The sequence below is a fragment of the Nocardia bhagyanarayanae genome (genome assembly GCF_006716565.1).
In the GTDB taxonomy this organism is placed as follows: domain Bacteria; phylum Actinomycetota; class Actinomycetes; order Mycobacteriales; family Mycobacteriaceae; genus Nocardia; species Nocardia bhagyanarayanae.
In genome coordinates, this window is record NZ_VFPG01000001.1 from 2,699,713 (window position 1) to 2,725,761 (window position 26,049).

General features: G+C 67.7%; 33 protein-coding genes and 1 pseudogene. 17 read left to right on the forward strand and 17 right to left on the reverse strand.

Annotation, left to right across the window (positions count from 1 at the left end; translation table 11 throughout):
* Nucleotides 1–137: 137 nt before the first annotated feature.
* A complete protein-coding gene (locus tag FB390_RS11415) occupies nucleotides 138–1,058 on the forward strand; it encodes a quinone oxidoreductase family protein (protein ID WP_141808935.1) in 921 nt (306 codons plus the stop codon).
* Between the two features lie 151 nt (nucleotides 1,059–1,209).
* The gene (gene ychF / locus FB390_RS11420; protein ID WP_141808936.1) at nucleotides 1,210–2,289 is read left to right on the forward strand and encodes a redox-regulated ATPase YchF; all 1,080 of its coding nucleotides are present in this window, start codon (nucleotides 1,210–1,212) and stop codon (nucleotides 2,287–2,289) included.
* Nucleotides 2,290–2,572: 283 nt separating this feature from the next.
* On the opposite strand, the gene FB390_RS11425 is transcribed toward ychF, so the two are convergent.
* From FB390_RS11425 to acpM, 3 genes are all read right to left on the reverse strand, one after another.
* Nucleotides 2,573–2,950 (reverse strand): DUF4870 domain-containing protein, encoded by a 378-nt coding sequence (locus FB390_RS11425; protein WP_246123968.1) that lies wholly within the window; start codon nucleotides 2,948–2,950, stop codon nucleotides 2,573–2,575.
* Nucleotides 2,951–3,254: 304 nt separating this feature from the next.
* Nucleotides 3,255–3,698: an SRPBCC family protein gene (locus FB390_RS11430; RefSeq protein WP_141808937.1), complete on the reverse strand. Its 444-nt coding sequence runs from the start codon at nucleotides 3,696–3,698 to the stop codon at nucleotides 3,255–3,257.
* A gap of 48 nt (nucleotides 3,699–3,746) precedes the next feature.
* Nucleotides 3,747–4,052, reverse strand: coding sequence for a meromycolate extension acyl carrier protein AcpM (gene acpM / locus FB390_RS11435; protein ID WP_141808938.1), 306 nt, complete (start codon nucleotides 4,050–4,052; stop codon nucleotides 3,747–3,749).
* Nucleotides 4,053–4,188: 136 nt separating this feature from the next.
* Here acpM and FB390_RS11440 point away from each other — a divergent pair, with 136 nt between their 5' ends.
* Complete coding sequence (locus FB390_RS11440; protein WP_221639241.1) at nucleotides 4,189–5,148, forward strand: MerR family transcriptional regulator; 960 nt, start codon at nucleotides 4,189–4,191, stop codon at nucleotides 5,146–5,148.
* Nucleotides 5,149–5,372: 224 nt separating this feature from the next.
* On the opposite strand, the gene FB390_RS11445 is transcribed toward FB390_RS11440, so the two are convergent.
* Nucleotides 5,373–5,894, reverse strand: a complete 522-nt coding sequence (locus FB390_RS11445; RefSeq protein ID WP_141808939.1) for a hypothetical protein — start codon at nucleotides 5,892–5,894, stop codon at nucleotides 5,373–5,375.
* A gap of 377 nt (nucleotides 5,895–6,271) precedes the next feature.
* Here FB390_RS11445 and FB390_RS11450 point away from each other — a divergent pair, with 377 nt between their 5' ends.
* Together FB390_RS11450 and FB390_RS11455 are read left to right on the forward strand one after the other, a co-directional pair.
* A complete protein-coding gene (locus tag FB390_RS11450; RefSeq protein ID WP_141808940.1) occupies nucleotides 6,272–6,529 on the forward strand; it encodes a type II toxin-antitoxin system Phd/YefM family antitoxin in 258 nt (85 codons plus the stop codon).
* Nucleotides 6,522–6,791 (forward strand): Txe/YoeB family addiction module toxin, encoded by a 270-nt coding sequence (locus tag FB390_RS11455; protein WP_141808941.1) that lies wholly within the window; start codon nucleotides 6,522–6,524, stop codon nucleotides 6,789–6,791. The genes FB390_RS11450 and FB390_RS11455 overlap by 8 nt, the downstream gene beginning before the upstream one ends.
* An 8-nt stretch (nucleotides 6,792–6,799) precedes the next feature.
* On the opposite strand, the pseudogene FB390_RS11460 reads toward FB390_RS11455, so the two are convergent.
* From FB390_RS11460 to FB390_RS11480, 5 genes and pseudogenes are all read right to left on the reverse strand, one after another.
* Nucleotides 6,800–7,338 (reverse strand): annotated as a pseudogene (locus tag FB390_RS11460) (flavin monoamine oxidase family protein); the annotation flags it as partial.
* Nucleotides 7,339–7,435: 97 nt separating this feature from the next.
* Entirely contained in the window at nucleotides 7,436–7,618 is a 183-nt protein-coding gene (locus tag FB390_RS11465) for a DUF6011 domain-containing protein (protein ID WP_141808942.1), read from the reverse strand.
* A gap of 345 nt (nucleotides 7,619–7,963) precedes the next feature.
* The gene (locus FB390_RS11470) at nucleotides 7,964–8,527 is read right to left on the reverse strand and encodes a GNAT family N-acetyltransferase (protein ID WP_141808943.1); all 564 of its coding nucleotides are present in this window, start codon (nucleotides 8,525–8,527) and stop codon (nucleotides 7,964–7,966) included.
* Between the two features lie 118 nt (nucleotides 8,528–8,645).
* On the reverse strand, nucleotides 8,646–8,960 hold the full coding sequence (locus tag FB390_RS11475) for a hypothetical protein (protein ID WP_141808944.1): 315 nt from the start codon (nucleotides 8,958–8,960) through the stop codon (nucleotides 8,646–8,648).
* A gap of 237 nt (nucleotides 8,961–9,197) precedes the next feature.
* The gene (locus FB390_RS11480) at nucleotides 9,198–10,172 is read right to left on the reverse strand and encodes a helix-turn-helix transcriptional regulator (RefSeq protein WP_141808945.1); all 975 of its coding nucleotides are present in this window, start codon (nucleotides 10,170–10,172) and stop codon (nucleotides 9,198–9,200) included.
* 62 nt (nucleotides 10,173–10,234) lie between these two features.
* Here FB390_RS11480 and FB390_RS11485 point away from each other — a divergent pair, with 62 nt between their 5' ends.
* The 6 genes from FB390_RS11485 (at nucleotide 10,235) to FB390_RS11510 (ending at nucleotide 13,925) form a co-directional block, all read left to right on the forward strand.
* On the forward strand, nucleotides 10,235–10,588 hold the full coding sequence (locus FB390_RS11485) for a YybH family protein (RefSeq protein WP_221639243.1): 354 nt from the start codon (nucleotides 10,235–10,237) through the stop codon (nucleotides 10,586–10,588).
* Between the two features lie 71 nt (nucleotides 10,589–10,659).
* Complete coding sequence (locus tag FB390_RS11490) at nucleotides 10,660–11,145, forward strand: DUF488 domain-containing protein (RefSeq protein ID WP_141808946.1); 486 nt, start codon at nucleotides 10,660–10,662, stop codon at nucleotides 11,143–11,145.
* 559 nt (nucleotides 11,146–11,704) lie between these two features.
* On the forward strand, nucleotides 11,705–12,097 hold the full coding sequence (locus FB390_RS11495; RefSeq protein ID WP_141808947.1) for a hypothetical protein: 393 nt from the start codon (nucleotides 11,705–11,707) through the stop codon (nucleotides 12,095–12,097).
* Complete coding sequence (locus FB390_RS11500; RefSeq protein WP_141808948.1) at nucleotides 12,087–13,070, forward strand: hypothetical protein; 984 nt, start codon at nucleotides 12,087–12,089, stop codon at nucleotides 13,068–13,070. Before FB390_RS11495 ends, FB390_RS11500 begins: the two co-directional genes overlap by 11 nt.
* Nucleotides 13,067–13,552 (forward strand): roadblock/LC7 domain-containing protein, encoded by a 486-nt coding sequence (locus FB390_RS11505; protein ID WP_246123969.1) that lies wholly within the window; start codon nucleotides 13,067–13,069, stop codon nucleotides 13,550–13,552. Before FB390_RS11500 ends, FB390_RS11505 begins: the two co-directional genes overlap by 4 nt.
* A 1-nt stretch (nucleotide 13,553) precedes the next feature.
* A complete protein-coding gene (locus FB390_RS11510; protein ID WP_141808949.1) occupies nucleotides 13,554–13,925 on the forward strand; it encodes a hypothetical protein in 372 nt (123 codons plus the stop codon).
* Between the two features lie 167 nt (nucleotides 13,926–14,092).
* Here the strand turns inward: FB390_RS11510 and FB390_RS11515 are convergent, their stop codons facing one another.
* A complete protein-coding gene (locus FB390_RS11515) occupies nucleotides 14,093–14,707 on the reverse strand; it encodes a class I SAM-dependent methyltransferase (protein WP_141808950.1) in 615 nt (204 codons plus the stop codon).
* Between the two features lie 17 nt (nucleotides 14,708–14,724).
* Nucleotides 14,725–15,729: an NAD(P)/FAD-dependent oxidoreductase gene (locus tag FB390_RS11520; protein WP_141808951.1), complete on the reverse strand. Its 1,005-nt coding sequence runs from the start codon at nucleotides 15,727–15,729 to the stop codon at nucleotides 14,725–14,727.
* Between the two features lie 79 nt (nucleotides 15,730–15,808).
* On the opposite strand from FB390_RS11520, the gene FB390_RS11525 reads away from it, so the two are divergent.
* The gene (locus tag FB390_RS11525) at nucleotides 15,809–16,402 is read left to right on the forward strand and encodes a helix-turn-helix domain-containing protein (protein WP_141808952.1); all 594 of its coding nucleotides are present in this window, start codon (nucleotides 15,809–15,811) and stop codon (nucleotides 16,400–16,402) included.
* A 9-nt stretch (nucleotides 16,403–16,411) separates the two neighbouring features.
* Here FB390_RS11525 and FB390_RS11530 read toward each other — a convergent pair whose 3' ends face one another.
* The 3 genes from FB390_RS11530 to FB390_RS11540 all read right to left on the reverse strand — a co-directional run bounded on the left by FB390_RS11530 (nucleotide 16,412) and on the right by FB390_RS11540 (nucleotide 19,311).
* Complete coding sequence (locus FB390_RS11530; RefSeq protein ID WP_141808953.1) at nucleotides 16,412–17,275, reverse strand: hypothetical protein; 864 nt, start codon at nucleotides 17,273–17,275, stop codon at nucleotides 16,412–16,414.
* The gene (locus FB390_RS11535; RefSeq protein ID WP_246123970.1) at nucleotides 17,272–17,829 is read right to left on the reverse strand and encodes a hypothetical protein; all 558 of its coding nucleotides are present in this window, start codon (nucleotides 17,827–17,829) and stop codon (nucleotides 17,272–17,274) included. The genes FB390_RS11530 and FB390_RS11535 overlap by 4 nt, the downstream gene beginning before the upstream one ends.
* Before the next feature lie 483 nt (nucleotides 17,830–18,312).
* Nucleotides 18,313–19,311, reverse strand: coding sequence for a DMT family transporter (locus FB390_RS11540; protein ID WP_185757004.1), 999 nt, complete (start codon nucleotides 19,309–19,311; stop codon nucleotides 18,313–18,315).
* 62 nt (nucleotides 19,312–19,373) lie between these two features.
* Here FB390_RS11540 and FB390_RS11545 point away from each other — a divergent pair, with 62 nt between their 5' ends.
* Nucleotides 19,374–20,189: an AraC family transcriptional regulator gene (locus tag FB390_RS11545; RefSeq protein ID WP_246123971.1), complete on the forward strand. Its 816-nt coding sequence runs from the start codon at nucleotides 19,374–19,376 to the stop codon at nucleotides 20,187–20,189.
* Nucleotides 20,190–20,193: 4 nt separating this feature from the next.
* Here the strand turns inward: FB390_RS11545 and FB390_RS11550 are convergent, their stop codons facing one another.
* Nucleotides 20,194–20,535, reverse strand: coding sequence for a hypothetical protein (locus FB390_RS11550; RefSeq protein ID WP_141808956.1), 342 nt, complete (start codon nucleotides 20,533–20,535; stop codon nucleotides 20,194–20,196).
* A 55-nt stretch (nucleotides 20,536–20,590) separates the two neighbouring features.
* Nucleotides 20,591–21,073 (reverse strand): MarR family winged helix-turn-helix transcriptional regulator, encoded by a 483-nt coding sequence (locus tag FB390_RS11555; protein ID WP_141808957.1) that lies wholly within the window; start codon nucleotides 21,071–21,073, stop codon nucleotides 20,591–20,593.
* 75 nt (nucleotides 21,074–21,148) lie between these two features.
* Between FB390_RS11555 and FB390_RS11560 the strand changes: the two genes are divergently transcribed.
* The 4 genes from FB390_RS11560 (at nucleotide 21,149) to FB390_RS11575 (ending at nucleotide 25,481) form a co-directional block, all read left to right on the forward strand.
* The gene (locus FB390_RS11560) at nucleotides 21,149–22,585 is read left to right on the forward strand and encodes an MFS transporter (protein WP_141808958.1); all 1,437 of its coding nucleotides are present in this window, start codon (nucleotides 21,149–21,151) and stop codon (nucleotides 22,583–22,585) included.
* Between the two features lie 55 nt (nucleotides 22,586–22,640).
* Nucleotides 22,641–23,240, forward strand: coding sequence for a CHAP domain-containing protein (locus tag FB390_RS11565; RefSeq protein ID WP_141808959.1), 600 nt, complete (start codon nucleotides 22,641–22,643; stop codon nucleotides 23,238–23,240).
* Nucleotides 23,241–23,467: 227 nt separating this feature from the next.
* Entirely contained in the window at nucleotides 23,468–24,604 is a 1,137-nt protein-coding gene (locus FB390_RS11570) for a hypothetical protein (RefSeq protein ID WP_141808960.1), read from the forward strand.
* Nucleotides 24,605–24,767: 163 nt separating this feature from the next.
* Nucleotides 24,768–25,481 carry a DUF1906 domain-containing protein gene (locus FB390_RS11575; protein WP_141808961.1) on the forward strand — a complete coding sequence of 238 codons (714 nt, stop codon included), beginning with the start codon at nucleotides 24,768–24,770 and terminating at the stop codon, nucleotides 25,479–25,481.
* A gap of 111 nt (nucleotides 25,482–25,592) precedes the next feature.
* On the opposite strand, the gene FB390_RS11580 is transcribed toward FB390_RS11575, so the two are convergent.
* Entirely contained in the window at nucleotides 25,593–25,949 is a 357-nt protein-coding gene (locus FB390_RS11580) for a hypothetical protein (protein ID WP_067788423.1), read from the reverse strand.
* Nucleotides 25,950–26,049: the final 100 nt, after the last annotated feature.

The window sequence follows — 26,049 nt, forward strand, 5'->3', positions numbered from 1 at the left end:
TCCTCGCGTACCGATCGGACGTGGCGCACGACGCGGCGCGGGGTGCGGTGAGATCGCGCACACGGGGTGCCTCGAGTATGTGAGTTCGGATTGCTGCCCGGTTACCGTTACGCCTTCAGATGAGGAGTGGAGGTGTCATGCGTCGAATCCGATACGAGCGCAGTGGTGGTCCCGAGGTGCTCGAGCTGGAATCGGCCGAGACACCGACACCCGGGCCCGGCGAACTTCTGGTGAAGGTCCACGCGATCGGCGTGACCCTGCCGGTGGTGCGGAAGGTTCGCGAACAGCGCGAGCCGATCCCGCTCGGCGGCGAGATCGCGGGTGAGGTGATCGCAGTGGGCGACGGCGTCACGGACTTCGCGCCCGGCTACCGCGTCACCGGTCTGTGTTTCGGCCACGGCTACGCCGAGTACGCCCTGCTGAGGCAGGAGACGGTGTCGTCGATTCCCGACGGGGCTTCCGCCATCGATGCGGTCGCGCTGGTGCGCAGTGGGGTGGTCGCGCTCGGTGCGCTGGACGCCGCGAAGCCCGTGTCCGGTGAATCGGCGCTGGTCACCGCTGCGGCGAGTGGTGTGGGGCACCTGGCCGTTCAGCTGGCGCGGGTGCGCGGGGCCAAGCGGGTGGTCGCCGCCGTCTCCGACCCCGCGAAGGGCGATTTCCTGCGCGAACTCGGCGCCGACGAGGTCGTCGTCTACGGGGAGCCGTGGGGCGAGCCCGTCGACTATGTGCTCGACGCCGTCGGCGGCGAACTGCTCGGCCCCGCGCTCGCGGCCCTCGCGCCCGGCGGGCGCCTCGTCGCCTACAGCTCCGGCGGCGGCACCATCCAGGCCTACGACCTGCTGGCCGGCGCCAAAGCGGTGATCGGCTTCCAGGTGGCGCGGGTCGCGCGCGAGACGCCGGAGGTGTACGAGCACTGGCGGCAGGAGCTGTGGCAGTACTTCGCGTCCGGCCAGGTGCGGCCCGTCGTGCACGCGGAGTTCGCGCTGGAGGACGCGGCCACGGCCCACGCCGTCATCGAAAGCCGCAGCAACCTCGGCAAGGTTGTGCTGATTCCCTGATCGACGGACCGAGCTCCCGATCGAAGGTGACCGCCAGCCCGTCGGACAGACTGAATGTCACCTTCGGTCGGGTTCCAGCAGCAGTCGCTGCCGGAACGATGCGGCAGGCGCGAGGAGGGCGGAGGTCCGCGGCGCGTAGACTCTCTACCTCGTGAGTCTCACCCTCGGAATCGTCGGCCTGCCCAACGTCGGAAAGTCGACGCTGTTCAACGCGCTGACCAAGAACGACGTGCTGGCCGCGAACTACCCGTTCGCGACCATCGAGCCGAACGTCGGCGTGGTCCCGCTGCCCGATCCGCGGCTGGAGAAGCTGGCCGAGATCTTCGGTTCCGAGCGGATCGTGCCCGCCACCGTGTCCTTCGTCGACATCGCCGGCATCGTGAAGGGCGCGTCCGAGGGCGCGGGCCTCGGCAACAAGTTCCTCGCCAACATCCGCGAGGCCGACGCCATCTGCCAGGTCGTGCGAGTCTTCGCCGACGACGACGTGGTGCACGTCGACGGCCGGGTCGACCCCTCCGCCGACATCGAGGTCATCGAGACCGAGCTCATCCTCGCCGACCTGCAGACCCTGGAGAAGGCGGTCGTGCGGCTGGAGAAGGAAGCCAAGGTCAAGAAGGACCGCAAGCCGGTCGCCGACGCGGCCAAGGCGGCCCAGGAGATCCTCAACAGCGGCAAGACCCTCTTCGCAGCGCAGGATCAGGTGGACACCGAACTGCTCAAAGAGCTTTCGCTGCTCACCATCAAGCCCTTCCTCTACGTCTTCAACGCCGACGAGTCCGTCCTCACCGACGAGGCCAAGGTCGCCGAGCTGAAGGCCTCCGTCGCCCCCGCCGACGCCGTCTTCCTCGACGCCAAGGTCGAAGCCGAACTCCTCGAGCTCGACACCGAGTCCGCCATGGAACTCCTCGAGTCCATCGGCCAGACCGAACCCGGCCTGCACGCCCTCGCCCGCGCCGGCTTCCACACCCTGGGCCTGCAGACCTACCTCACCGCAGGCCCCAAGGAATCCCGCGCCTGGACCATCCACCAGGGCGACACCGCCCCCAAGGCCGCCGGCGTCATCCACACCGACTTCGAACGCGGCTTCATCAAGGCCGAGATCGTCGCCTTCGACGACCTGGTCGAGGCGGGGTCCATGGCGGCCGCCAAGGCGGCGGGCAAGGTGCGCATGGAGGGCAAGGACTACATCATGACCGACGGCGACGTCGTCGAGTTCCGCTTCAACGTCTGAGCGTCTGCGGATTAGTAGAAGACTCTGCTGAGCCCCCATTCGGTGCTGTCCGGGTGGGGCTCGGTCGTTTCTGGCACCGCATGCTGACCGGTTCAGCCAGCGCGGTATGCGGAACCGGCGCTGGCCGCGCACGCTCGTCGGCATTGTCGGATGTTTCGGGCGGACGCCAACGGCCCGAGATAGCCTCGGGCCGTTGATCTTCGGACTGTCGTATCTGGCCGTCGGCAGGGGTGCCGACAACATCCTCGATTACGAAATCCGGCTGGGGACTTCGGATATGCCGCTACTTGACCGAGTTGGCCAACTGATCGGCGTACGGGGCGGTAAATTTTCCGACAAGGGGAAGCTCTGCGCGGACACCGCCGGTGTTGTTCGCCTGGACCATGGCCATGATCCAGACGACGACTGCGAAGACCGCGACTGCGAGTCCGGCGAGGCTGAAGATGATCCCCAGGCCGCCGAGGAGCGAGCCGACGATGCTCAGCACAATATTGACCGCCGAGACCGCCCCGAAGAAGACGATCGATTGCGAGGCATGGAATTTCACGTCGGGATCGTTCTTGCCGACGAACAGGAAGATGATTCCGGTGAGCCACCCCAGTGCGTAGGACAGGATCGCGCTGGTCTTCTTGTCCAAGCCGGCGGACTGCGGTTGGTTCATGGGAGGTTGAGAAGATGTCATGGGATAAGTAGACGCCGCGCGCACCACCTACCGATCCCAGGTTTCAGCACGAACCACAGGTCGCGGGTTTGTGCGCCAACGTGTTGCGCCATCTAGTAGCTTCACGGCATGACTGTTCCGGAGACTCGATACACGGATGCGCGGTGGACTCTCGAGTGGATCGAGTTCCGGGGCGACGTCTGAGCCTCTACGGAGAAGTAGGAGCAGCTGACTGCTGGTAGAGACTCTCGTGAGCCCCCATCCGAATAGTCGGTGGGGGCTCACTTGTTGCGCGCTGCGCAGGTCAGTGGTGGATCACCTCACCGAGCCGCGGTAGAACGCGACGCTTCCAGCTTCGCTCCGTGGCGTTGCGTATCATCTTCTGCCGACGGTCTTCGATGTCGAAACCGGTCTGTGTCAATAGAAGTCGTGTGCCACGACCCTGCGGCCGCATCGTCCAGTCGACAATCCACCGAGCGGGATGCTCGGCCTGCGGATACATCCAGCTGTAGGTCAACTGTTCACACGGACGGGCTTTCAGCACCTCGCAGACGATCTCATCGATCGATGAGTCCGGGATGGTGAAACGGAAGCGGGTTCCGACCGAGGCCGCGAACCCGGTCGGTCGAAGTAGCCACCGCTCCAGTAGGTCCGGCTCCGTCAACGCGCGCCACACGGCGTCCGGCGGCTGCGGATAGAAGCTGCCGAGCTCGACGGCAGCGGGATTCAATTGCGGATCAGCAATCACCGAAGCACCAACCTGGACGGGGCGGAGGGCTGCTCGACGATTCTAGTTTCAATTCTCTTGGCCTTCCTTGAATTTCGCCTCCATCTCCGCGGCGAGCTGCGGCTCCTCGGCCTCCATCTTCTGGACGTAGGCGACCGCGTCGCCAACGGTTCTCAGGCTCGCCAAGTCCTCGTCGGGGACCTTCACGGCGTACTTGTCCTCCAGTTGCACGGCGATCTCCACCAGCGACAGCGAGTCGATGTCCAGATCGTCGACGAAGGACTTCTCGATCACCACCTCCGAAGCGTCGATGCCGGTCACCTCCTCGACGATCTCCGCGATGCCTGCGACGATTTCTTCCCGCGTGGTAGCCACGAATCACCCTCCTCGGTGGAATCACATCTCCGTAGAACGCCATTCGCCTTCTAACACGGCACTGGTTCCTCCGTGTGGGGGCGAACGGCGGTGCCAGTACGCTAAAAGCTCCACCGGGGTGGAGGTTCAACAGGTTGTGACGGATGACACACAAACCGGCGTGCTGATGAGCATCGGGGAGTTGGCGCGCAGCACCGGGCTCGCAGTGCGAACAATCCGGTTCTACTGCGACGAGGGCATTCTGGAATCCCAGCGCAGCGCAGGTGGGCATCGGATGTTCGACGCCGACAGCGCCACCGAACGACTGCTGTTGGTGCGGCGGTTGCGCGCGCTCGGGCTCGGGCTGGACTCGATTACCGACGTGCTGCACGAAGAGCGGTCGATCACAGAGGCCATCGCTGCCGAAAGTGCGCGGCTCGACATCGAATTCAGGTCGCTGGCATGGCGGCGTGCGTCATTGCGAGCCATCGAGACGGTTGCCCCGGCGCAGCGGGCCGGGCGACTCGCGTTGCTGGCCGCCGCGCAGGACGGTGGTGCGGTGCACGATTGCCTCGTACGGTTCTGGCGGCGCGTTCTCGCGCCGATCCCGCGGCGCGACATCGACATCTTCGTGGGCTGGAATGTCCCGGAGCCGCCCGCTGACCCGTCTGCCGACGAGGTTGTCGCCTATGCCGAGTTGGCTGAGCTCGTCGCCGAGCCCGGATTGAGCCAGGCTGTGCGACAGCAGCTTTGGCGGAACCGACCGGAGCTGATCCGCGACTGTCGAGGACTGTACGTCGACGTGGACTACGCACTGAGGGACGTAGTGCAACTTGTCGCGGACGGCGTACGGCCGCACCGTGGCGGCGAACTCGATCGATTCGTCAACGCCCATGCCATCGCACGAGGGGAACGCGATTCCCCGCGTTTCCGCGAGCAATTGCTGTTCGACGCAACCGACACCGACGATCGGATTCATCGTTACTGGGCTCTGACAGGGCAGTTCCTCGGACCTCGTGTCACTGTGGGCCGAGCGCACAACTGGCTGTACGCCGCATTGGCCCACTCCACCGACCTTGCCGATGACCAACAGCGGGGCAACGAGCAATCACACTGAAATCAGCAATTCAGGATCTTCGGCGGCTGTCTTCGCAGATGTCACGCAGTTGAAGGTCTTCGGGTCGGTGGGCGAATCGACTCCGCTTGCATCCGAACGGCACGTCGGGTGCAAATCCTCTTGCACCGGCTCATGCGATGCGCACGGATCGAGGTATGTGCGGGTGATGACTGCGGTGGCGGCATCGGGGAGAGTCGGTGCCGCGGTGCAGGTGCGTCCGCCTGTCAACGATCGGGGTCGTCGTTGCGGCCGCTGTCCGGGGCATCGTCGGTGTCGGCCTTGGGTCCGATTCGGCGCGGTCTGGCGATGCGCCGGATGCCTGCGGCCGGGGCGTCCTCACCGGCTCGTTTCCGCCGCATCGCGCCGAGATCGATGACACTCGCATCCTGCCCGTCGCTGCCGGAATGATCTTCCGGAGCGGCGTGCCGCGCGGTGCCGGGGTCGACCGGCCACCGTCCTGTCTCGGCCTGGAGTTCCGAGCGCAGCACGGGCCTGGTCGGCGCCGGATCGTAGACGGAGCCGCCTTCCGAACGCCAAGGTTGCTGGGGGTGCTCGCCGGCTTCGGAAATTCGCCGCGGTCGACGGGGCAGCCGGGTGACCTTCGACGTGCCGTCGCCCGCGTCGGCGGAACCGGTCTCGGCAGCTCTCAGGTTTTCCAGCCTTCTGCGCAACCGTTCCACCGCATCGAACCGCGTCCCGCCGGGCTCCGGATGGGATCCGCGTCCCGGCTCTTCCCGGTCGGACATGGAGCTAGCAGCCGACGAGTGCCGTCGCACCCGTCGGAGTCACGATCGCCGGCACCCCGGGTTGATCTCTCAACTTCTTCCTGATTGCGTCGATCACGTCCGAATTCTCCCTCAACCGCGACACTCGTTTCCTGGTCGGTCACACTGAGCGCCGGAGCCAGGCCTGCGCGCCGTCGCTCACGTGATGAATCAACGATAACTGGCTCTATCGCTCCGTTCATCGGCCGCTTCGTCGAGACTCCGCTGGCTCTCCTGAGCCTGACCGCAGGACATCGCAACGCCATGCGCTGGTTTGTCACGGAGTGGGCAACACCCGACGGGTACTGTCGGTCAATTCCTGTACGATATGTCGTACGTATCGAGCGAGGGGCTTCCTGATGACCGCACTACCCATCTCCACGGCACGGCAGAACCTGTTCAAGCTGGTGCAGCAGGTCAACGACGATCACGACACCGTGACAGTGGTCACCAAGAGTGGGCAGAACGCGGTGCTGGTCGCCGAATCGGATTGGAATTCGATCCAGGAGACGCTGTACGTGCTGGCTACGCACGGCGGTGTCCGGCTGCTCGAATCGGCGCAGGAGGCGCGGCGCGGCGCGGCCGAGGCCCATGAGCTGATCGATCCAGATGTCTGATCGCAAACTGGTCTTCACCGCCTACGGGTGGGAGACCTACACCTCATGGTTGGCCCGCGACCGCACGATCCTGAAGGCGGCGAACAAGGTCATAAACGCCGCGCTCGCGGACCCCTTCGTCGGCATCGGCAAGCCTGAGCCGCTGAAGCATCACTTGGCGGGGCACTGGTCGCGGCGAATCACCCGCGAACATCGGCTGATCTACTACGTCACGGACAGTGAGTTGATCGTGATCGGAGTTGGCGGGCACTACGACGACTGACCGGAAGGCTAACCCGCGGTGAGGATTTCGTCGGCGGCGCGGTGGCCGGAACGGATCGCGCCGTCCATGTAGCCGTTCCACACCGACGCCGTTTCCGCGCCCGCCCAATGGATTCGGCCGCAGGCGGTGGCGAGGGAGCTGCCGTACTGGGTCCACACTCCGGCTCCCAGCCTTCCGCCGTAGCAGCCGCGCGTGAATTCCTCTGCGCACCAGTCCTTTTCGATGAGGTCGAACGGCTCGGCGGCTTGCGGCCCGGAGTACTTCACCAAGGCGTCGATGACGAGCGTGCGGCGCTGGTCGGCGGTCAGTGCCGCCGCGGTTCTGGCGTGGGCGTCCTCGAGGAAACCGACCAAGACGCCGCAGGAGGCATCGACGGGGGAGTTGTCCAGAACGATGTTGAACGCGTCGTCGAGGCTGAGCACGAACCCGTTCAGGCCGGCGGCGCGCCAGAACGGTGTGGGATAGCCGACCTGGAACTTGATGACCGAACACGCGGGAACTGCTGGGTCAGTCCGTCGCGCGCCGCGGGCAACGGCGGCAGATAGCGGAACGAGCAGCTGACCGATTCCAGTAGGCCACGGGCACTGCGCCAGCGCAAGAGCGCATCGAGCTTCGCGATCAGGTCCCCGGGGGTGACACCGTCCTCAGGCGACGATGTCGAAAAGGGTCAGCTCTCGCGCCGCGGCGGCGCGCTGTTCGGCCCGCTCACGGATCGCGCACGTCGGGCCGATCCCCTGTGCGACCGATTCCGCCGACACCAGCCAGCCGTGGCAGCGGCGGCAATGCGCCACCAGCCTGATCTCGGGACGATCGTCGGTCTCGGCCATGTCGCTCTCCTTCGGCCGCTGCTGGCTCCCGTCTCGAGAGTGACACAGGGGACCGACACCTTTGGGCGATCATGCCCGCTCGATAGGAGGAAAGTGCGCTTGTCGGAGGAGTTCTCGTTCGGGCTCGCTACCGCGGTCGCGCGAGTTGTCTACTTCGCTCGCGGAATCACGTGTGCCGCAAGGTTGTCCACTGCCACAGCACGCGTCCGGTCGACATCGGCGAACAACATGCCTGGCCAGGGCGATGAATGTCGGCCGTTGATCGTGAATCCTGAAGGCGTTGAGCGGCTTCGAATGGCGCGGTGTCGGTGGAAGTGACGTCGCTTGCTCGCGGTGTCGAAGACCTCAGCCTTTGAACGAGTGCAGGCTGGCCAGGCACAAGGTCTGCTCGGCGTCGAACCATTCGAAGGTGCTCACGGGCTGGAATCCTAGGCGGGCCGCGAGGCCGAGCGAGCGTTTGTTGGCCGTCTGGGTGGCGATGAGGACCGGCTGGTCGGGGAGCTCGTCCGCGGCTGCGCGCAATACGGTGGTGGCGGCCTCGAATGCCAGGCCCGCGCCCCAGGCGTCGCGCCGCAACAGGTAGCCCAGTTCCAGTTCCTCGCCGTGGTCGGTGACGTGACCGGGCTCGTCGGCTGCGCGCCTTTTGAGTTCGAATGTTCCGAGGAGGTCGTCCGTGGTTTTGTCGGCGATGACGAAGTGGCCGGGATTGGCCGTCGCCTTGGCCGTGCCGCCGATCGCATCGAGGCGTTGCTCGACGTCCTCCCGCAGACGCGGGCCTCCGATGTAGGTCCAGACATCCGGGTCGGTCTGTAGCTCGATGAGTCTTTCCCGATCAGTGTCGCGTGCCTTGCGCAGCAGGACTCGCTCTGCTGCGATCTGGACGGCCGACAGCATCGGCAACCGGTTCATGTGCCCCTCCCTTGCTGGACGTTGATCCATCACCGAAGCGGGCGTCCACCTGTCAGCGGTTGCACAGCCGTGCAGGACCGCGCGTCGCGGCATGGTGGACGCCCACGGGTCGGTGCGGTCAGAGTCGGAAGATTCGCGAACCCGTGGCCCATCCGGCGCTGGACCAGTTGGGGCCGAAGCAAGCGACCGTGCCCGGCTGTCCGACGGGCAAGTCGACGCGCGTGGTGTACGGGCCGACGATCGGTGGGAAGGTCGCGAAGTTGTATCCCACGCAATCGATTTCGAGTCGGTAGGTGCCCTCTCCGCCTCGGCACACGCCGTTGTATCCCCAAGGGCCGTTCATCGACCCCTCGCAGCCGGACGAGTCGGCGGCGGCGGTTCCGGCGATCGCCGCTGTCGCGGTGAGTGCCAGCAGGGGTGCGGTCAGGCACATCGCTACTGCTCGAGGCGAAATCCTCATAAGGTCTCCGATCGTGTAGTCGTAGCTTTCATAGGATGTATCCGCCGCTGCGTCGCGACACGTTACATGCGGCCGCGACTCCCACTGCCGGACAGGGCAATTCGCAGCGCGTCGGCCCAGGTCGATCATGCGAACGACCATGAAAATGTTATGGACGTACATAAACGGCCGATCGGTGAATCGGCGTGGCCGAACGGCGCCTCGAGCACCTCAGGACGACGCTCCGTAGCGGGTGGCGACGGCGGCGGCGCGGTTGTGCAGGGAGGTGCGCAACCATTGCGGCGCAAGGGCTTCCGCGTCGGTAGCGAGCTGCCACAGCGCCCATTCGGCGTGTCTCGGATCTTGGAAGGTCACCTCCAGCCGCAGCCGGCCGTCCGCCTCGGCTTCTTCGGCGCGGACAGCCAGCGCGGTGCCCACCAGATCCTCCCGCCGTGCCGGATCCATCTGTACCAGCACGGTGACTTGATCGCCGCCGGTCCGAAACCGCTTGCTGCGTTCCTGCCAGGCCCGGTCCAGATCGACCCGCTCCGGCCGCTGTGCGGGTTCGGGCAGTTCCTCCGCGGCCAAGATTCGGGACAGCCGGTAGGTGCGGTCCGCGCCGGACCTCGTGGCCAGCAGGTAGCCCTGGCCCCGTGCGGTGACCAAGCCGATCGGGTCCACCGTGCGCCATTGCGGAGTCTGGTCCACCGCCGCGTAGTGGATGCGCAGTTTGCGTCCGGCGAAAACCGCGCGCCGAACCTCCGTCACTACGGCGTCGGGCGCATCCTCGGCGACCAGTCGGCGCGAGAGGAGGTCGGTCTCGGGGTCGATGAGCAATCGCTCGGCCGCACCGGCCGCGGTGGCTCGATAGCTTTCGGGTAGCGCGTCGACCACCTTGCGCATGGCCGAAGCGAGCGCCGCGCCGAGGCCGAATGCCTGTGCGCCGCGCCGTGATCCGGCGACCAGCAGGGCGAGTGCCTCGTCGTGGTTCAGCCCGGTGAGCTCGGTCTGGAAACCGGGCAGCAACGCGAAACCGCCGTGCCTGCCGCGTTCTGCGTAGACCGGAACGCCTGCCGCCGACAGCGCCTCGATGTCCCGCAGCACGGTGCGGGTGGACACCTCGAGCTCGTCGGCCAGCTCGGTCGCGGTGAGCCGACCGCGCTGGCGCAGCAGCAGCACCAGCGACACCAACCGATCGGCGCGCATGCGAAAAACTCTACCGGAATACACGACACAAGATGTCGTGATTAATTGGCAGGGTTGTCGACATGACAAACAAGAAAGTGGCCACCGACCCCAACGACCTGGGCAAGTACTTCATCGAGCGCGCCAACGCGGGCGACGTCGACGGCCTGGTGGCGTTGTACGAGCCGGACGCCGTGCTGGCGTTCCCGCCGGGCAACACCGCGACCGGACATGCGGAGATCCGCAAGGTGTACGAGCAGTTCGTCGCCGCCGCGCCGGTGCTCTCGCCGGGTAGGCAGCATCCGGTGCTGGTGAGCGGCGACCTGGCACTGACGGCGTCCACGCTGACCACCGGCGAGATGACCGTCGAGATCGCCCGCCGCCAGCCGGACGGATCGTGGCTGTGGGCCGTGGACCAGCCGGCGCTCGTGCCGTAGCGGGGCGGCGGTGGGCCGGTGCGACCGCGCCCACCGCCGCGCTGCGGCGTGTGCACATGCCGGATATCGCTATGCGTCGAATCGCGACCATCGGCGTCTACGGCTTCGCGGCCGAAGCCTTCCTCGAGCGGCTGACCGGCGCGGGCGTGGGATTGCTACTCGACCTCCGCCAGCGCCGCGGCGTTCGGGGCCCCGACTACTCCTGGGCGAACTCGGCGCGGCTCCAGAGCATGCTCGCCGCGGCGGACATCGGCTACCGGCACGTGAAGGAGCTGGCGCCGACGACCGAACTGCGCCGGCTCCAATACCGCGAGGACGACCGCCAGGGCGTGGGCAAACGCAACCGTGTCGCGCTCGCGCCGGAGTATGCCGAGCGCTACACCCGTGAGATCCTCGACCCGTTCGACCTCGGCGCGCTCGTGGCCGAGCTTCCGAGCGACTCCGTGACCGCTCTTCTCTGCGTCGAGCGCGATCCGGAGGCCTGTCACCGCTCGCTCGTCGCCGAGCGCCTGCGCGCCGAGCAGGGCCTGCCGGTTACGGATCTCCGCCCGAGCTGAGACATGCCTGCCGAATCCATATCCCTGGCATGAAGTGGTCGCCGCGCGTGCTCGATCGGTTTGCCGACGGTCGAGCACGTTCCGCGCCACCAGCCGAATTCGACCGTGCGGAAACTCGTCGGATGTAGTTGTGGGGAGCGCATTCGCACTCCTGTTCGGCGTCGCAGCACGTGCGGCCGACACCGCCTTCGTCCATGCGGCGCAATTGTGCTACCGGCACGGCGAGTTCCCGTCCGCCGCGCAGTGCAAGTACCAAAAATGATGGGCGGCAACGACGTTGCGAGCACGAGCGCGCACGGATAGCCGTGTGGAGCCTACCTGCACGAAATGAATCCTGCAGTGCGAGTCTTCCGCATTGTGGGCAATCTGATTTCGCAAAGCGAGATGACAAAAGTCCCTTAACTACCGGTAGGTTTCAAATACCGGAGGGTATTCTTTTCGCGTTTCCGGGGGAAATGCGTTGGGCGCTGAGAAATTTCCCGGCGATAGCTGTACATCGGTCGTCGGCCGTGTGTAGCGTCTGGACTCGCTAAATCCCTCAGAGACAAGCGGTGGCACGGTGATCGGTATCGAGGGCTGCCTGAAACGCATCATGGACATTCCAGGTGCGCGCAGCGTGACGATGGTGGACGGCGCGAGCGGTCTCGCGATCGCAGCGGCCGGCGAGCACGATCTGGTCGACGAGCACGAAGATGCCGCGGCCACAACGGATGTGGTGCGCGCCGTGCTCGGCTGTTCGGCACTGGCCACCGGTCGCGACGGTGACGATCTCACCGAGATCATCGTGTGCGGCACCCGTGGATTTCACCTGCTGAATCTGGTGGACGGCGATTTCGACGGGCGGCTTTTCGTGCACGTGCTGTGCGACGACGACACCGGAAATCTGGCCATGGCGCGATTCCAGCTGCGAGCGATTCTGGCGGAATTCGCCGAGGACGGTCATGGGCGTTGAACTCGCGGTCGAGCTGCGGCGGCTGGAAAAGGAAGGGAGTACGGGTGTGTTGCGCGCGGGCGATGGCGCGTTTCATCTCACCGGCGGCGTGATCGCCTCGGCCGATTGCCGCAGGACGACCGGGTTGGACCGGCTCGTTGTGGAGGCGGGCGTGGCGACCGCGGAGGATTGGCAGCGGGCGGGTTCGGGCGATCCGGGACAGGTACTGACTCGTCCGCGCCTGGAAACCCTCGCGCTGCTTTCGGTTTTCGACGCGGCTTACTTTCTGCTCGCGTCGCCCGCCGTCCCGGAGTTCCGGCCGGCGCCGCCGCACTGGCTCGCCCCGGTCTGTCACATCACGCCGCGCGCACTGGTGCAGGAATGCGCGCGGCGCGGTGATCCGGAGTCCGGACCATGGCCCGCGGAGCTGGTCGACCGGGCGCCGGTCGTGCCGGTGCGCCGCGTCCGGCGGCGGCACGTGGTGCTCACGGCGGGCCAGGCCGAGGTGCTCGCGGCGGCGGATACCCAGCGCAGTATCACCGGGATCGCCCGCGACCTCGGCCGCACCACGTACGGCTGTCTGAAGGCGGTACGGGAATTGACGGCGGCGGGCTTGATCAGGCCGCCCAGCCCTGTAGTCGAGCCGGGTCGGCACACCGCCCATTGGGGTGCGGGATTCGCGCCCTACAGCGGATCGCAGGGCGTTCACACCGAGACGCGAAACGGTAAGCACGCCAGGATGACCGGGCCGGGCGTGGCCGAATCGACCACGCGCACCGTGGCGTCGGCCGGACACATCATCGACCTCGAGTCTGCGGCCGGGGAACCCGGCTGTGCGCGAGAGGGCGCGCCGCCATCTCCGATCGGCGATCCCACCGCCCCACCCCTACGCCGCCGGGTGCGGTCGGCCCTGCCGCCGACCGCGGAACAGTGGGAGCCCGTGGACCGCGACGTGCTGGTTCGCCTGCGGGCGGCGTTGGAGGAGCTTGCGTGACCGCGCGAAAGAAACTGCTCGGCGAATGGATGGGAAGGTTTAGCAAGGTGGCGATGTCCGGACCCGAACCGAACGCGGCGGTGCTGGCGGAACTGAAGATGCTGCGGGATCGGGTGCCGCAGTCGACCGGCGCGCTGGTCGCGTCCGGCGATGGATTGCTGATCGCCCACGACCTGCCCGCGCACATCGAACCCGACGGAATGGCAGCGCTGTCGGCTTCGCATCTGGCGCTGTCGTACCGGCTGTCCGCCACCGCGAACGGCGGCGGCTTCCACGAGGTCGTGGTGCGCGGCACCGAGGGACACGTGGTGATCTACGCGGCGGGCTGGGCCTCGCTGACCGTACTGGCCGGACCCGAAGTGAACGTCGGCCGGCTCCATTTGGAGTCGCGTCCGGTGGCGCGAGCGATCGTCGATCATCTGGCGGCGCTGGCGACCAAGCCCGGAAAGGACCGGGCAGTGCACACCCATCGAAAGGAATGAAATGACGAATCTCGATCTGGCGCTCAAGGACATGATGGTGATCGACGGTGCGATCGGTGCCGCCGTCGTCGACTACAACAGTGGCATGGCGCTCGGAATGCTCGGCAGCTCGAAGGCTTTGGATCTGCAGATCGCTGCCGCGGGCAATACCGAAGTGGTGCGCGCCAAGCTGCGGACCATGGAGCAGCTCGGCCTCAAGGAGGATATCGAGGACATCCTCATCACCCTCTCCGGCCAGTACCACATCATCCGCCCGATGACCGGCCGCAAATCCAAAGGCCTCTTCCTCTACATCGCCCTCGACCGCGGACGGGCCAACCTCGCGCTCGCCAGGCACCACCTGCGTGGCATCGAAGAGGAGCTGGAGGTCTGACCAGCCCGCGGCGGTCGGCGCGACACCGCCGCGGCAGAGAAGCGTTGGGGGTCTTCAGGGTTGGGTAAGGCGGCGACCGTGAGGAAGTGGACGAAGCACGTCGTCCAGGTCGATTCCGCCACCACCGGTCACTGCCAGGGCGCACCAGGTAGCCCGAAGCGACCGAGTCAGCGATTCTTCCGGGCCACAAGCACGGCGTCGCGAAGCTCGATCTGGTGACTGCCGTGCGTCACCGTTCGAGATCTGTTCTCCGCCACCAGGATTTCCCACCGGACGGGATCCAGCTCCGCCGCCAGGCCTTCCGCCGTGGCGTGCACTCCGGAGGCGTGTGCGGCCGAATGCGCGTCCGACGGATGGTGTCCGACGATGAGAAGCGTACCGCCGGTCGCGACCGCGGGAGCCAGTCGGCGCAGCAGGGTTTCGGCTCCGGTGGCGGGGTGGGCGTAGTGGGAGCAGACCAAGTCGAAACTGTTCTCCGGCGGTATCCATTCGGTCAGATCTTCTGTGCGCCAATCGATTCGATCTGCCACCTCGGGGCCGCGGATATCGGCGCGCTCGCGAGCGCGATCGAGTGCCGTGGTGGCGAAGTCGACGGCCGTCACCCGCCAGCCGTGCGCGGCGAGCCACACCGCTTCCGCGCCTTCGCCGCAGCCCGCATCCAGGGCGCGGCCCGGCGGCAGTTTCGCCGCCTCGACCGTCAGGTGCGGATTGGGTTGGACGTGCGCGGTGGTGGTCGTGCGGTAGCGGTTTTCCCAGAAGGCGTGGTCAAGTTGTTCGGACACGGTGATCCTTTCGTCGTTCACAGGCCGTGGCGGCTGTCGCCGGAGCCCGCCTCGCACAGGCGCGCTTCGGTGTCGGCCGAGAACGGGTGAGCGTCGACCGCGTTCCGGGTGTCCTCGGCGACCAGGTCGGCGTTGATCTGCGCGCCCGCTGCGGCGCCCGCGGCGGCCGCCGCGCCGACTTGGGCGGCCAGGTCGGTGACGTTGCCCGCGGCCCACACGCCGGGCACCTCGGTGCGGCCGGTCGGGTCGGCCGCGATGAACTCGCCCATCGGGTGCTCGCTGGTGCGCAGTCCGAGCGTCGCGAGGAACCCGGCCCGCGCCACCATGCGCGACCCGACCGCGACGACCTCGCGCTCGATCACCGTGCCGTCGGTCAGCCGCACACCGGCGATGCGGTCGTCGGCGATCACCAGGTCCGCGACTCCGCCCTCGACCAGCCGGATGCCGCGGGCGGCCAGCTGCACCGCCTCCTCGGGCGTCGGTGCGGTGGTGCCGGTGAAGAACGTCACGTCCGCGCTCATCTGCCGGAACAGCAGCGCCTGGTGGACCGACATCGGACCCGTGGCGAGCACGCCGATCGCTCGATCGCGTACCTCCCAGCCGTGGCAGTACGGGCAGTGCACCACGTCGCGTCCCCAACGTTCGCGCAGGCCGGGGATGTCGGGCAGCTCGTCGGCCAAGCCGGTGGCGACCAGCAGCCTGCGGGCGCTGACAGTCCGGTCGTCGGCCGTCGTCACCGCGAATCCGTCGCCATCTCGGCTCGCGCCGCGCACCTCACCCGAAACGAGCTGAACGCCGAACTGCCGGACCTCCGAACGGCCGCGTTCCAGCAGCTCGGCGGGCGGCATGCCCTCTCGCGCGAGCAGACCGTGTACGCCATCCGCCGGTGCGTTGCGCGGCGCGCCCGCGTCGATCACCAGCACCGAGCGCCGCGAGCGGCCGAGCATGAGCGCACCGCTCAATCCCGCGGCGCCGCCGCCGATCACCACCACGTCATAGCTGTCTCTCAGTTGATCGGTCACGTGACCACCTCCTGCGACGACTATGCGAGCCTTACCGCCGAACCGGCAACATTGTTTGCCACTCTGGCAAACTGGTCCCATGGACGACGACCTCGACCGAGCACTCGACGCGGTCGGTCCCCGACTGCGTGCCCTGCGCCGGCAGCGCGAAACCACGCTGGCCGATCTTTCGGCGAGCACCGGGATCTCCGTGAGCACCCTCTCCCGGCTGGAGTCCGGCGCGCGGCGGCCCACCCTCGAACTGCTGCTGCCGCTAGCCAAGGCGCACGGCGTCACGCTGGACGAACTGGTCGACGCGCCGCCCACCGGCGATCCGCGCATCCACCTGCGGCCGGTCACCAACCACGGCATGACCATGGTTCCGCTGACCCGTCGCGCGGGCGGCATCCAGGCGTACAAGATCGTCCTGCCGCCCGCCGATCCGCGCGTGGAACCTCGGCCCAAGACCCACGAGGGGTACGAATGGGTCTACGTCCTGAACGGGCGCCTCCGCGTCATCCTCGGCGAGCACGATCTCGTACTCGCCCCTGGCGAAGCGGCCGAATTCGACACCCATATACCCCACTGGTTCGGCGCCGCCGACGCCGAACCAGTCGAATTCCTCAGCCTCTTCGGCAAACAGGGCGAACGCGCTCACCTCCGCGCCCGCCCGAAGCCGAAACGCGGAGAGTGACAGGCCGACTCAGGGGAGGAGCTGGTTGAAGAAGGTGCGGTAGGCGCGCAGGGTGTTGCGGAGGTCCTCGGTGTCGGGGTCTCGAGACCAGCGGGTGGTGAGGCCGCGGCGGTGTTCGGAGTAGGCCGCGGTGAGGTGGTCGATGGTGTTGGCGACGAGGTTGTCGGCGCGGGAGACCGCTTCGCGGGGATTGTCGATGAAAGAGCCTTGGACCGTGCGCCATTCGGTGCGGAGGCGCTCGATCTCGGCTTCGGTGAAGAGGGGGATGGGTTCGTCGTGGGGTGCGGCGGGTTTCCCGTTCGGGGTCGCGGCGTCGGGGCTGGTCGAGTGGGTGGCGCTCTGGTCGGGCGCGGAGGTTGCCTCGGCGGGAGCTGTCGAGGGGCCTGCCTCGGTGCGGGAACCGGTGTCGGTGTTTCGGTTCTGCGCGCTGGTCGGGGCGGCTACCTGGCCGTCGATCGGTATCGCAGCGCCGGCATCACGTGTGCCGGCGGCCGGGCCTGCGTGATCACTGTTCGCGCTGTCGCCCGACGTGTTCACGTGCGCGTTGGCGGCCCCGCGCTCCTCGCGGTCCGTGCTGGGCGTCGAGTCGGCCTTGCCGGACACGCCGATGTCGTTGCCCGGTGCGGAGTTGGCGCTGTGTGCGTCGACCTTGTTGCCCGGCGCGGAGTTGGCGCTGTGTGTGTCGATGTTGGTGCTCGGCGCGGAGCTGTCGATGTTGTCTCCCAGCGAAGAGCTGGCACCGCGTGCTTCGACGTTGGCGTTCGGCTCGGAGTCGGCGCCGCGTGCTTCGAGATCGTCGCCGGGTGTGCGGTTGTGCGGGGCGGTGGGCGATTCGTTTGTGGCGCGGTGATTTTCGCGGCGATCGGTGTTCATGAGAGAGCGTCCTTGGTCTGGCGGGTGCGGCCGTCGATGAGGTCGTGGAAGAGTTCGCGGTAGTGCACGATGGCGGTGCGCATGTCCTCGGTGGTGGTCTCGCCGTTGGTGCGGGTCGCGATGGCGTGGGCGCTGCGGTAGTGGCCGAGGGCGGGGGCGTGCTCGACGGAGAGGTCGGCCAGCTGCTGGTCGTAGCTTTCCGCGGGGTAGCCGCGATCGGACATGACGCTGGTGACGAGGCGGTCGGCGTCGGAGAGCGCGGCGGCGGGATCGTCTACGAAGCGTTCCTGCACGTCGGCCCACCGGGCGGTGTACTGCTTGCGCTGGTCCTCGGAGAGATCGCGCAGCTCGAGCCCGGCGTGGCGGAGTTCGCGTTCGCGCAGTTCGCGTTCGGCGGCGCGGCGGTCGTCCCGTTGCTCGACGGCCCGGTCGTATTCGGGCCCGAATCGTTTGCGCAACCTCCGGGTTCGCAGCATGGGCCAGGACAAGAGCAGCACGGCCGTGAGCGCGACGAGCACCGCCACGATCGCCACGGCCACCATTGCGGATGACACGGGTTTCTCCTTCGACGAGTCTGTCGAAGCGGTAGTGCCTCGTTCCGCCGCATCCAAACCTCCGACCTTCGAACCGACCGGTCTCGAACGCTGGTCGGCTGCGGCAATTCTCAGAAATCCGCCGCTACCGCTTCGGCGCAGCCGGTGCCCCTACGCCCGCGATCGCTAGGCGAGGAATCGCGCGATGGGGCGGTGGCATTCCTCTACACCGCGCCACGCAGCGCGTCGGCGGCCGCGATCAGCTTCTCGGCCACGGTGTCCGGCGCGGTCAGTTCCGCGAGGTGATGACCGGAGCACTCGATGACGGGTGGCCTGCGGCCCACGCATTTTCGGCATGGTCGCGGGCCGGCCCGCCCTCGCCAGCGCCGCGGCGACGAGACGCCAGGTGATCGGCCCGACGAGCGGGCTGTGCACGAGGACGAGCACAGGATGATCCACGCGGTCACCATCCTGCACCGTCCCGGTTCGATCCATGCGACGAATCTAGCTCGCCCGCAGGGAATCCGCCGCCGACGAAATCGAGTCGGCCGAGGGGTTGAGCTCGTCCGACCGCGTCGTGGAATCTACTGCCGCACTGTCGTCTTCGACGACGACTCCGCCGGATTCCGCGGTCGGCACCACCGAATCATCCACTGTGGGACGCGTATTGATCCACGCCCCGGCGAACATCAACCCCGCCCCGATTCCTTGCAACGGAGCGATGGACTCCCCGAGCACCACCCACGCGCACGTCAACCCGAAGGCCGGGACGAGGAACATCGTGGAGGTGGCGGTGGTCGGCCCCACCTGTCCGACCGCACGGTAGTACAGCACGTACGCGAGGGCGGTCGGCAGCGCGGCGAGATACGCCTGGTTGAGCCAGAATTCGAGGCTCAGCTCCGACCAGCGCACGTCGCCGAAGGCGGGCACCGCGACCATTCCCAGGGCGGCGGTGCCCGCGGCGGTCGCGTAGACGGTGACGGTGGCCGCGGGCAACCGGCTCAGCAGCGGCGCGCCGAGCAGCGTGTAGGCCGACCAACAGGCCGCGGCGCCAAGGAACATCAGGTCGCCGAGCAGTCGGCTGTCGCCGGTATCCGGGATGCCGACGAAGAACACGATGCCGCCGGTCACCGCGATGAACAGCGCGAGCGATCGCATCCCGGACAAGCGCACGCGCCCGAGCAGCACACTCACCGCGACCGTGCAGATCGGCGCGGCCATCGGCACGATCACACTCCCGTCGGCCGCGGGCGCCAAGGAAAGTCCGAGGAAGAACAGCGCGTTGTAGCCGAACACGCCGACCATGCCGAGGCCCGCGACGCGCGGCACTTCGGCGGCGGGCAGCCGGGGCGCGCGCAGGACGACGAGCAGCACGAGGGTGCCGCCGAGGAACCGCAGGAACCCCGCCACTTCGTGCGGGACTTCGGCGACGGCGGCCTTGGACGAGGCGAAAGCGCTGCCCCACAGGGCCATGACCAGGATCAACAGCAGACGGATACGCACGTCTCGATCCTCGGCGCGGACCGCCCCGGCGTATTGAACGCTGGTGCGGGGAGAATGGGGCGGTGAGCGAATGGGTCGAATATCGGCGGATGCCGGACCGGCCGGTGGAGGTGATGCGCGCCCACTTCGAGCGGCACGTCTACCACCCGCACGCGCACGAGACATACTCGTTCGGCCTCACCGACTTCGGCGCGCAGAGTTTCCACTGTCGTGGCGCCGCCCGGGTCAGCGCGGCGGGCATGGTGATGGCGTTCAACCCGGACGAACCGCACAACGGGCACAGCGCCACCGAGGCGGGTTTCACCTATCGAATCGTGCACATCGGCACGGAACTGATCACCGACCTGCTGTCCGACCAGGCCGGTCGCGCCGCGGGCCTGCCACTCTTCGCCGACCCGGTCCTGCACGATCCGCTGCTCGCGGGCACGATCGGCAGGCTGTACGCGAGCTTGACCTCACCCGCCACCGAATTGGCAAGGGACGAGGCGCTTTCCGCCACGGTGGCGGCGCTGGTGCAGCGCGGCGCACGCACTCCGCGCACCCGGACGGTGGTCGGCGGCGGCCACGGTGCGGTCGCGCGCCGCGTGCGCGATGTGCTGGACGAGCGCTATCTGGAGACGCTGTCGATGGACGATCTCGTCACCGCCACGGGCGCCAGCCGCTTCGCGCTCTACCGGGCCTTCCGCGCGAATTACGGTCTGGCGCCGAGTGATTACCAGCGCATCCTGCGACTGCGGGCGGCGCGGCGGTTGATCGCGGCGGGCCACCCGGTCGCCGAGGCGGCGGTGGCCGCGGGCTTCGCCGATCAAGCGCACCTGACCCGCTGGTTCCGTCGCTGCTACGGCATCACGCCCGGCGTGTATTCGCGTGCGGGCTGAACACTCAGGCCGTGGCCCGCGCCCAGCGCCGTTTCGCCCAGCGGCGCACGGTCGGGCTGACCAGCAGCGCGGGTAGTAGCACCACCGAGCCGAGCAGCATGCCGACCAGCATCAGCCCCGCGAGCAGCTCCCCGATCGCCTGCACCGCGGCGGGCGCGGCGAACAGCGCCGCGAACGCCGCGACCGCGACGGCGGGCGGATAGTGCCCCGCTTGGGCGAGGATCGCGGCGGCCGTGCCGAAGGCGACGGCGAAGGCGAGACCGACGACGCCGATCAGGTAGTTGTCCCAGGCGAACCAGCTCGGGCGGACCGTGCCGTGGCGCCGGGAATGCCGAAGTTCTCCCATCGTCGGGAGCATAGTGCGGCATTGCCGCGCCGCAGCGGATTCGGCGAAGTCGAGCTCAGCGCGCCGCGGGCGGTCGCGGCCACGGGTTGTGCTCGAGGTTTTCGATGGACTCGTTGAAACGCGCGACCAGCGCGCTGAGCTGATCGATATCGGACTCGGACCACTCGGCGACCACGGCCCCGATGCCGTCCCGGCTCTGGGCGCGGTCGGCGGCGAGCAGTTCCATGCCCTTGGCGCTGGCCCGGATCTTGCGCGCGATACCGCCTTCGGGATCCGGAACGCGCTCCACCAGACCGTGTTTGAGCATGGCGCCGACCTGCCGATTGATGGTGGAGATGTCGAGGCGGAAGGCGTCGGCGAGTTCGCGGAGGGTGAGCGGGTTGTCGATCTCCAACCTGGTCAGGATCAGAAAGGCCGAGCGGTCCAACCGAAAGCCCGGGCGGCGCAGGACCGACGCGGGGAAATGCCGGGAGAGCAGGGCGAGCTCGAAGGCGAGGCGCGTCAGCGCCGCGGGGTCGGCGGGTTCCCGGTCTGGCATGGCACTCACTATGTCGCCTGGGTCACTTCGATGACAAATTGTGCAGCATACACACGATGTGTACCGTACACATTCATGTCCATTGCCGCGTCCTCGCCGGCCACGGAGGCCGATACCCGGCGCCGACCGGCCCCCGGTCTGCTCATCGCCACGCTCGGAGCGGTCGGCGTGGTCGTCTCGCTGATGCAGACGCTGGTCATCCCGATCATTCCCGCGCTGCCGACGCTGCTCGACACCTCCGCCTCGAACGCGTCCTGGGTGATCACCTCGACGCTGCTGGCCGGCGCGGTGTTCACGCCGATCGCGGGCCGCCTCGGCGACATGTTCGGCAAACGCCGCGTGCTGTTCGCGAATCTGCTCGCGCTCATCGCCGGTTCGGTGGTCTGCGCGAGTTTCTCGTCGCTGCTTCCGGAGATCATCGGGCGTTCGTTGCAGGGCGCCGCCGTCGGCGCTATTCCGTTGGGCATCAGCATCATGCGCGACGAACTGCCGATCGAGCGGGTCGGTTCGGCCATGGCGATCATGAGCGCGACGCTCGGCGTCGGCGGTGCGATCGGCCTGCCGGTGGCCGCGGCGATCGCGCAGAACGCGGACTGGCACGTACTGTTCTGGAGCTCGGCGGCGCTCGGCGTGCTGTGCCTGGTGCTGGTCTTCCTCTTCGTGCCGGAATCGCCCGTGCGTACCCCGGCTCGCTTCGATTTCGGTGGGGCCGTTGGTCTTTCGGTGGCACTGTTGGCGCTGCTCGTCGCGATCACCAAGGGCGCGGACTGGGGTTGGTCCAGCGCCTCGATCCTGACGCTGTTCGCGGTGTCGGCGGTGGTCTTCCTCGGCTGGGGGTTCTACGAACTCCGGCAGGGCGCGCCGCTGGTCGACCTGCGGGTCTCGGCGCGGCCGCGGGTGCTGTTCACCAACCTGGCCTCGATCGCCGTCGGCTTCTCGCTGTACGGCATGTCGCTGACCTTCCCGCAGCTGCTGATGGCGCCGGAGGAGACCGGCTACGGCTTCGGGCTTTCCATGGTGAGCGCCGGATTAGCCCTGGCCCCAACGGGTTTGGTGATGATGGCGCTCTCGCCGGTGTCGGCGCGTTTGTCGGCGGCGCGCGGACCCAAGGTGACACTGATGCTCGGCTCGGCCGTGATCGGCGCCGGCTACCTGTGCGCGGTGCTGTTGACGAACAACGTCTGGGAGATCATGCTCGCCGCCGTGATCGTCGCGGGCGGTGTGGGTTTGGCCTACGCCGCGATGCCCGCGCTGATCATGGGCGCGGTGCCGATCACCGAGACCGCCGCCGCCAACGGACTCAACTCGCTGATGCGCTCGATCGGCACCTCCACGTCCTCCGCCGTGATGAGCGTGGTGCTCGCGCACATGACGATGTCGCTCGGCGCGCACCTGCTGCCCTCCCGCGAGGGCTTCCACACCACCTTCTTCATCGCCATGGCGGCCGCCGTGGTGGCCATCGCGCTGACGGCCTGCATCCCGATGGGCAAAGGCGCGAGCCGGGAACCGTAAGCCGCCTTCGTTCGTCCTAAGGATGAAAGGTCGTAGCAGAGCGAATGGGGGGCGAATGTCCGTATCGCAGAGAACCCGGGGGCGGCTCGGTCCGTTGCTGGTACTCGGGCTGGCCGTCGTCGCGGCGGTCGCCGCGGGCACGGTCTGGTGGTGGACCAGCTCGGATCGCCCCGCGGTGGTCGGGGAGAGTCCCACCGCTTTCCCCGCCATCGATCGCTCCGCGCTCGACCCGGCGCAGATCCGGCTGGTCGAGGTTCTGGAGCGCGAGTTCGACGAGCCGGGCGGGGGCCCGAAGTACGCCGAAGGCGTGATCGAGCCCTGGTGTGCCGACTTCGTGAGCTGGGCGATGCGTGAGGCCGGGCGGCCGCTGTCGAATCCGAACTCCGGATCGTGGCGGATACCCGGTGTCTACACCCTCCAGGAGTACTACGAGGGCGTGGACCGGTTCGCGCCCATCGGCAGCGGCTACCGCCCGCGCACCGGCGACGTGCTGCTCTACGGCCCGGCGAGTCAGTTCACCCAGCACACGAACATCGTGCTCACGGCGGCGAACGGCGAGGTGACCACCATCGGCGGCAACGAGTTCGGCGAGGTGCGCATCCACCGATTCCGGGTGGCCGACGTGAACGACGTCGTCGGATATGGGCGATTCTGAAAATCATTGCCGCTCAGGACGTCCCGTTCGGCGAGCGCGATGCTCGGCGCGTCCCTCCCGGAGCCTTAGTATGGAGGCGGCAGCGCCCGGCAGCGCTGTCGCCGCGGACCCTGTCCTGCTACCCCCTCATCAGCAGGACAGGGTTCCCCTAACGTTCTGATCTCCGGAAACTTTCGTCGCGTACCGTGTCGGTAGTCCGTTGAAAGGTGAGGGTTTCGGAATCTCTGATGCAGCCGACCGAAGAAACGACGAACGACCCGTCCTGGATCGACTACGCCGACTTCGGCGAACGCTTCGTCACCCACGCGGTGACCGAGGAACGCATCGTGGCCGCGGTGTCCTCCATGGCGGGGCGCGGCATGGCCATCGGACCCTTCAACATCGGTCCGCCCGGACTCGCCGGATTCATCGCCGAGGGCAAGGTCGGCGAACCCACCGTCCTGCGCCATGATCCGCACGTCGTCTTCCAGGTGACGGTGCCGCTCACCCTCGCGGTCAAGGTCCGGCTCGGCGGCCGGAAGCTGCGGCTGGAGGCGGTCGTCGAAATCGACCTCACGCTGCACGCCCGCACCGCCGATCCGCTGCTGATCGTCATCGACATCCCGCCCATCACCACCCGCGACGTGAGCTTCGTGCTGCGCGCGCAGACCGTCGAGTCGGCCTGGGAGTGGCTGCTCGACCCGATCGCCGGGCTGGTGCAGCGCGAGGTCGCCAACCGGGTCAACAGCATGCTTGCCGAACCGCAAGCCAGGAGCGGGCGCGTCTTCGACGTCGAGGCCATGGTCGCGGGCACGCCGTCGCGGCACCGCGCGCAGGAGAAGTTCGACTGGATCGATTACGGCGAGTTCGGTCACCGGTTCTTCGCCCGCATCGTGACGAGGGATCGGGTCTTCGAGGTTGTGGAGAAGATGGCAGGGCGTCCGATCGAAGTGGGACCGCTGAAGACCGGGCCGAAGGACCGGGCGACCGTCACCGTGCGTGGCGCGATCCGACACCCGCGCCTGGGCGATCGGCCCGAGGGACCGGACGATCTCGTCTCGTTCGACCTGACGCTTCCCGTGAGGCTGGATATCACCGTGCAAGTCTTCAAGGCCAACGAGTACCGCGCCGATGTCGAGATTCCGCTGGTACTGATCGCCAGGGCGGCCGATCCGCTGCTGATCGTCATCGACGTGCCGCCGCCCGCGACCGAGGACATCAGGATGGACTTCAAGGCGAAGGGCGTGCGCGCGGCGACCCTCGGCGCGCTGGCCGGAATCAAGAAGCAGGTCATCGCGCAGGTGGCCGGTGTGGTGCGCGAGCAACTCGGCGACAGCTCCGGCCGCACCATCGATGTCGCGGCTCGGATCGACGGTGTCGCGTAACCCCTGTGACAACTGGGGTGATTGGGTCGAATGGGTCTAGCGGTTCGAATGTGAAGTGTGGTGAAATGAGTTCACGTTCGAGGCTCCCGGCGCTCGTGTGACCTTGGGGAAGGTGCGCCGGGCACGCTGCCAGCCGATGGGGGTTGCGCGAAGGAGTCCTGCGATGCGTTCTCTCGATCTGTCCCGGCGCAAGCTTTTCGCCTACACCGCCGCGGCCGCCGCGCTGGGTGTGGCCGGCACCGCCCCGTCCGCCTCCGCGACGGGAACGCTCGGCACGCTGATCGACTATTCCGGCGGCGTGCCCTCGGCCGACGCCATTCTCGAAGCCGGTCATGTCGGCGTCATCCGATATGTGTCGGATCGGCGGCCCGGCGCGGAATGGATGATGGGCAAGCCGCTGCTCGCGCGCGAGGCCGAGGCACTCGCCGCGGCCGGGCTGAAGATCGTGTCCTGCTATCAGTTCGGCAAGGGACCGACCGCCGACTGGCGCGGCGGACTCGAGGCGGGCAAGCGGCACGCCGAGCGCGGGCTGGAGCTGCATCTGGCCGCGGGCGGCCCCGAGGGCAGACCCATCTACGCCTCGATCGACGACAATCCGACGCCCGTCGACTTCGCGACCATGATCGCGCCCTACCTGCTCGGCTGGGAAGCGGTGCTCGGCAAGGAGAACGTCGGCGTCTACGCCAACTCGCCGACCATCGATCTCGCGCGCGCGGCGGGCCTGGGTGCCTGGTACTGGCAGCACAATTGGGGCACCCCGAAGGGGTACGTGCACCCGGCCGCGCACCTGCACCAGTTCGAGATCGACAAGCGCGCCATCGACGGCGTCGGCATCGATCTCAACAACATCCTGCAGCCCGAATACGGGCAGTGGTGAGCACGGCCTGAGCGGCACGGCCGGAGCGAATGCGGAGGTACGCCGAATGGGCGCTGTCGGGCGCAGTCCGTCCTCGGCCCGCGCACGGCCGGAGCGAATGCGGAGCTACGCCTACGTTTGGCAGTGGCAGACCGGAGCCACACGCAGATCCGGTTCGTCGTCGGGCACCACGCGCAGATTCGGCCGCGTCTCCGGCGCCTCGTGATCACCCATCCAGGACAGCAGCGACCAGCGCGACAGTCCGGACAGCGCCGAGCCGAGGCTGGCGAAGGAGCCGGAGGAGATCACCGACGCGAACGATCCGACGGATCCGATCGAGAGCACCGAACCGACGCTGCCGATGGAGAGGATCGAATAGGCCGACCCGATGGACAGGATCGAGCCTTCGGACCGGATGGACAGGATCGACCGGCGCGAGCGCCTGCTCCGAATCGAGCGGGGTCGTACCGTTCCTTCGACAGTCGACATGCTTTCGGTCTACCACACCGCGGACCCGGCCGGGGACTATCGCCCCGATTGCCGTGGTGTGTCGGCCGGACATAGCGAAGCCCGGCGGTCGCGAACGACC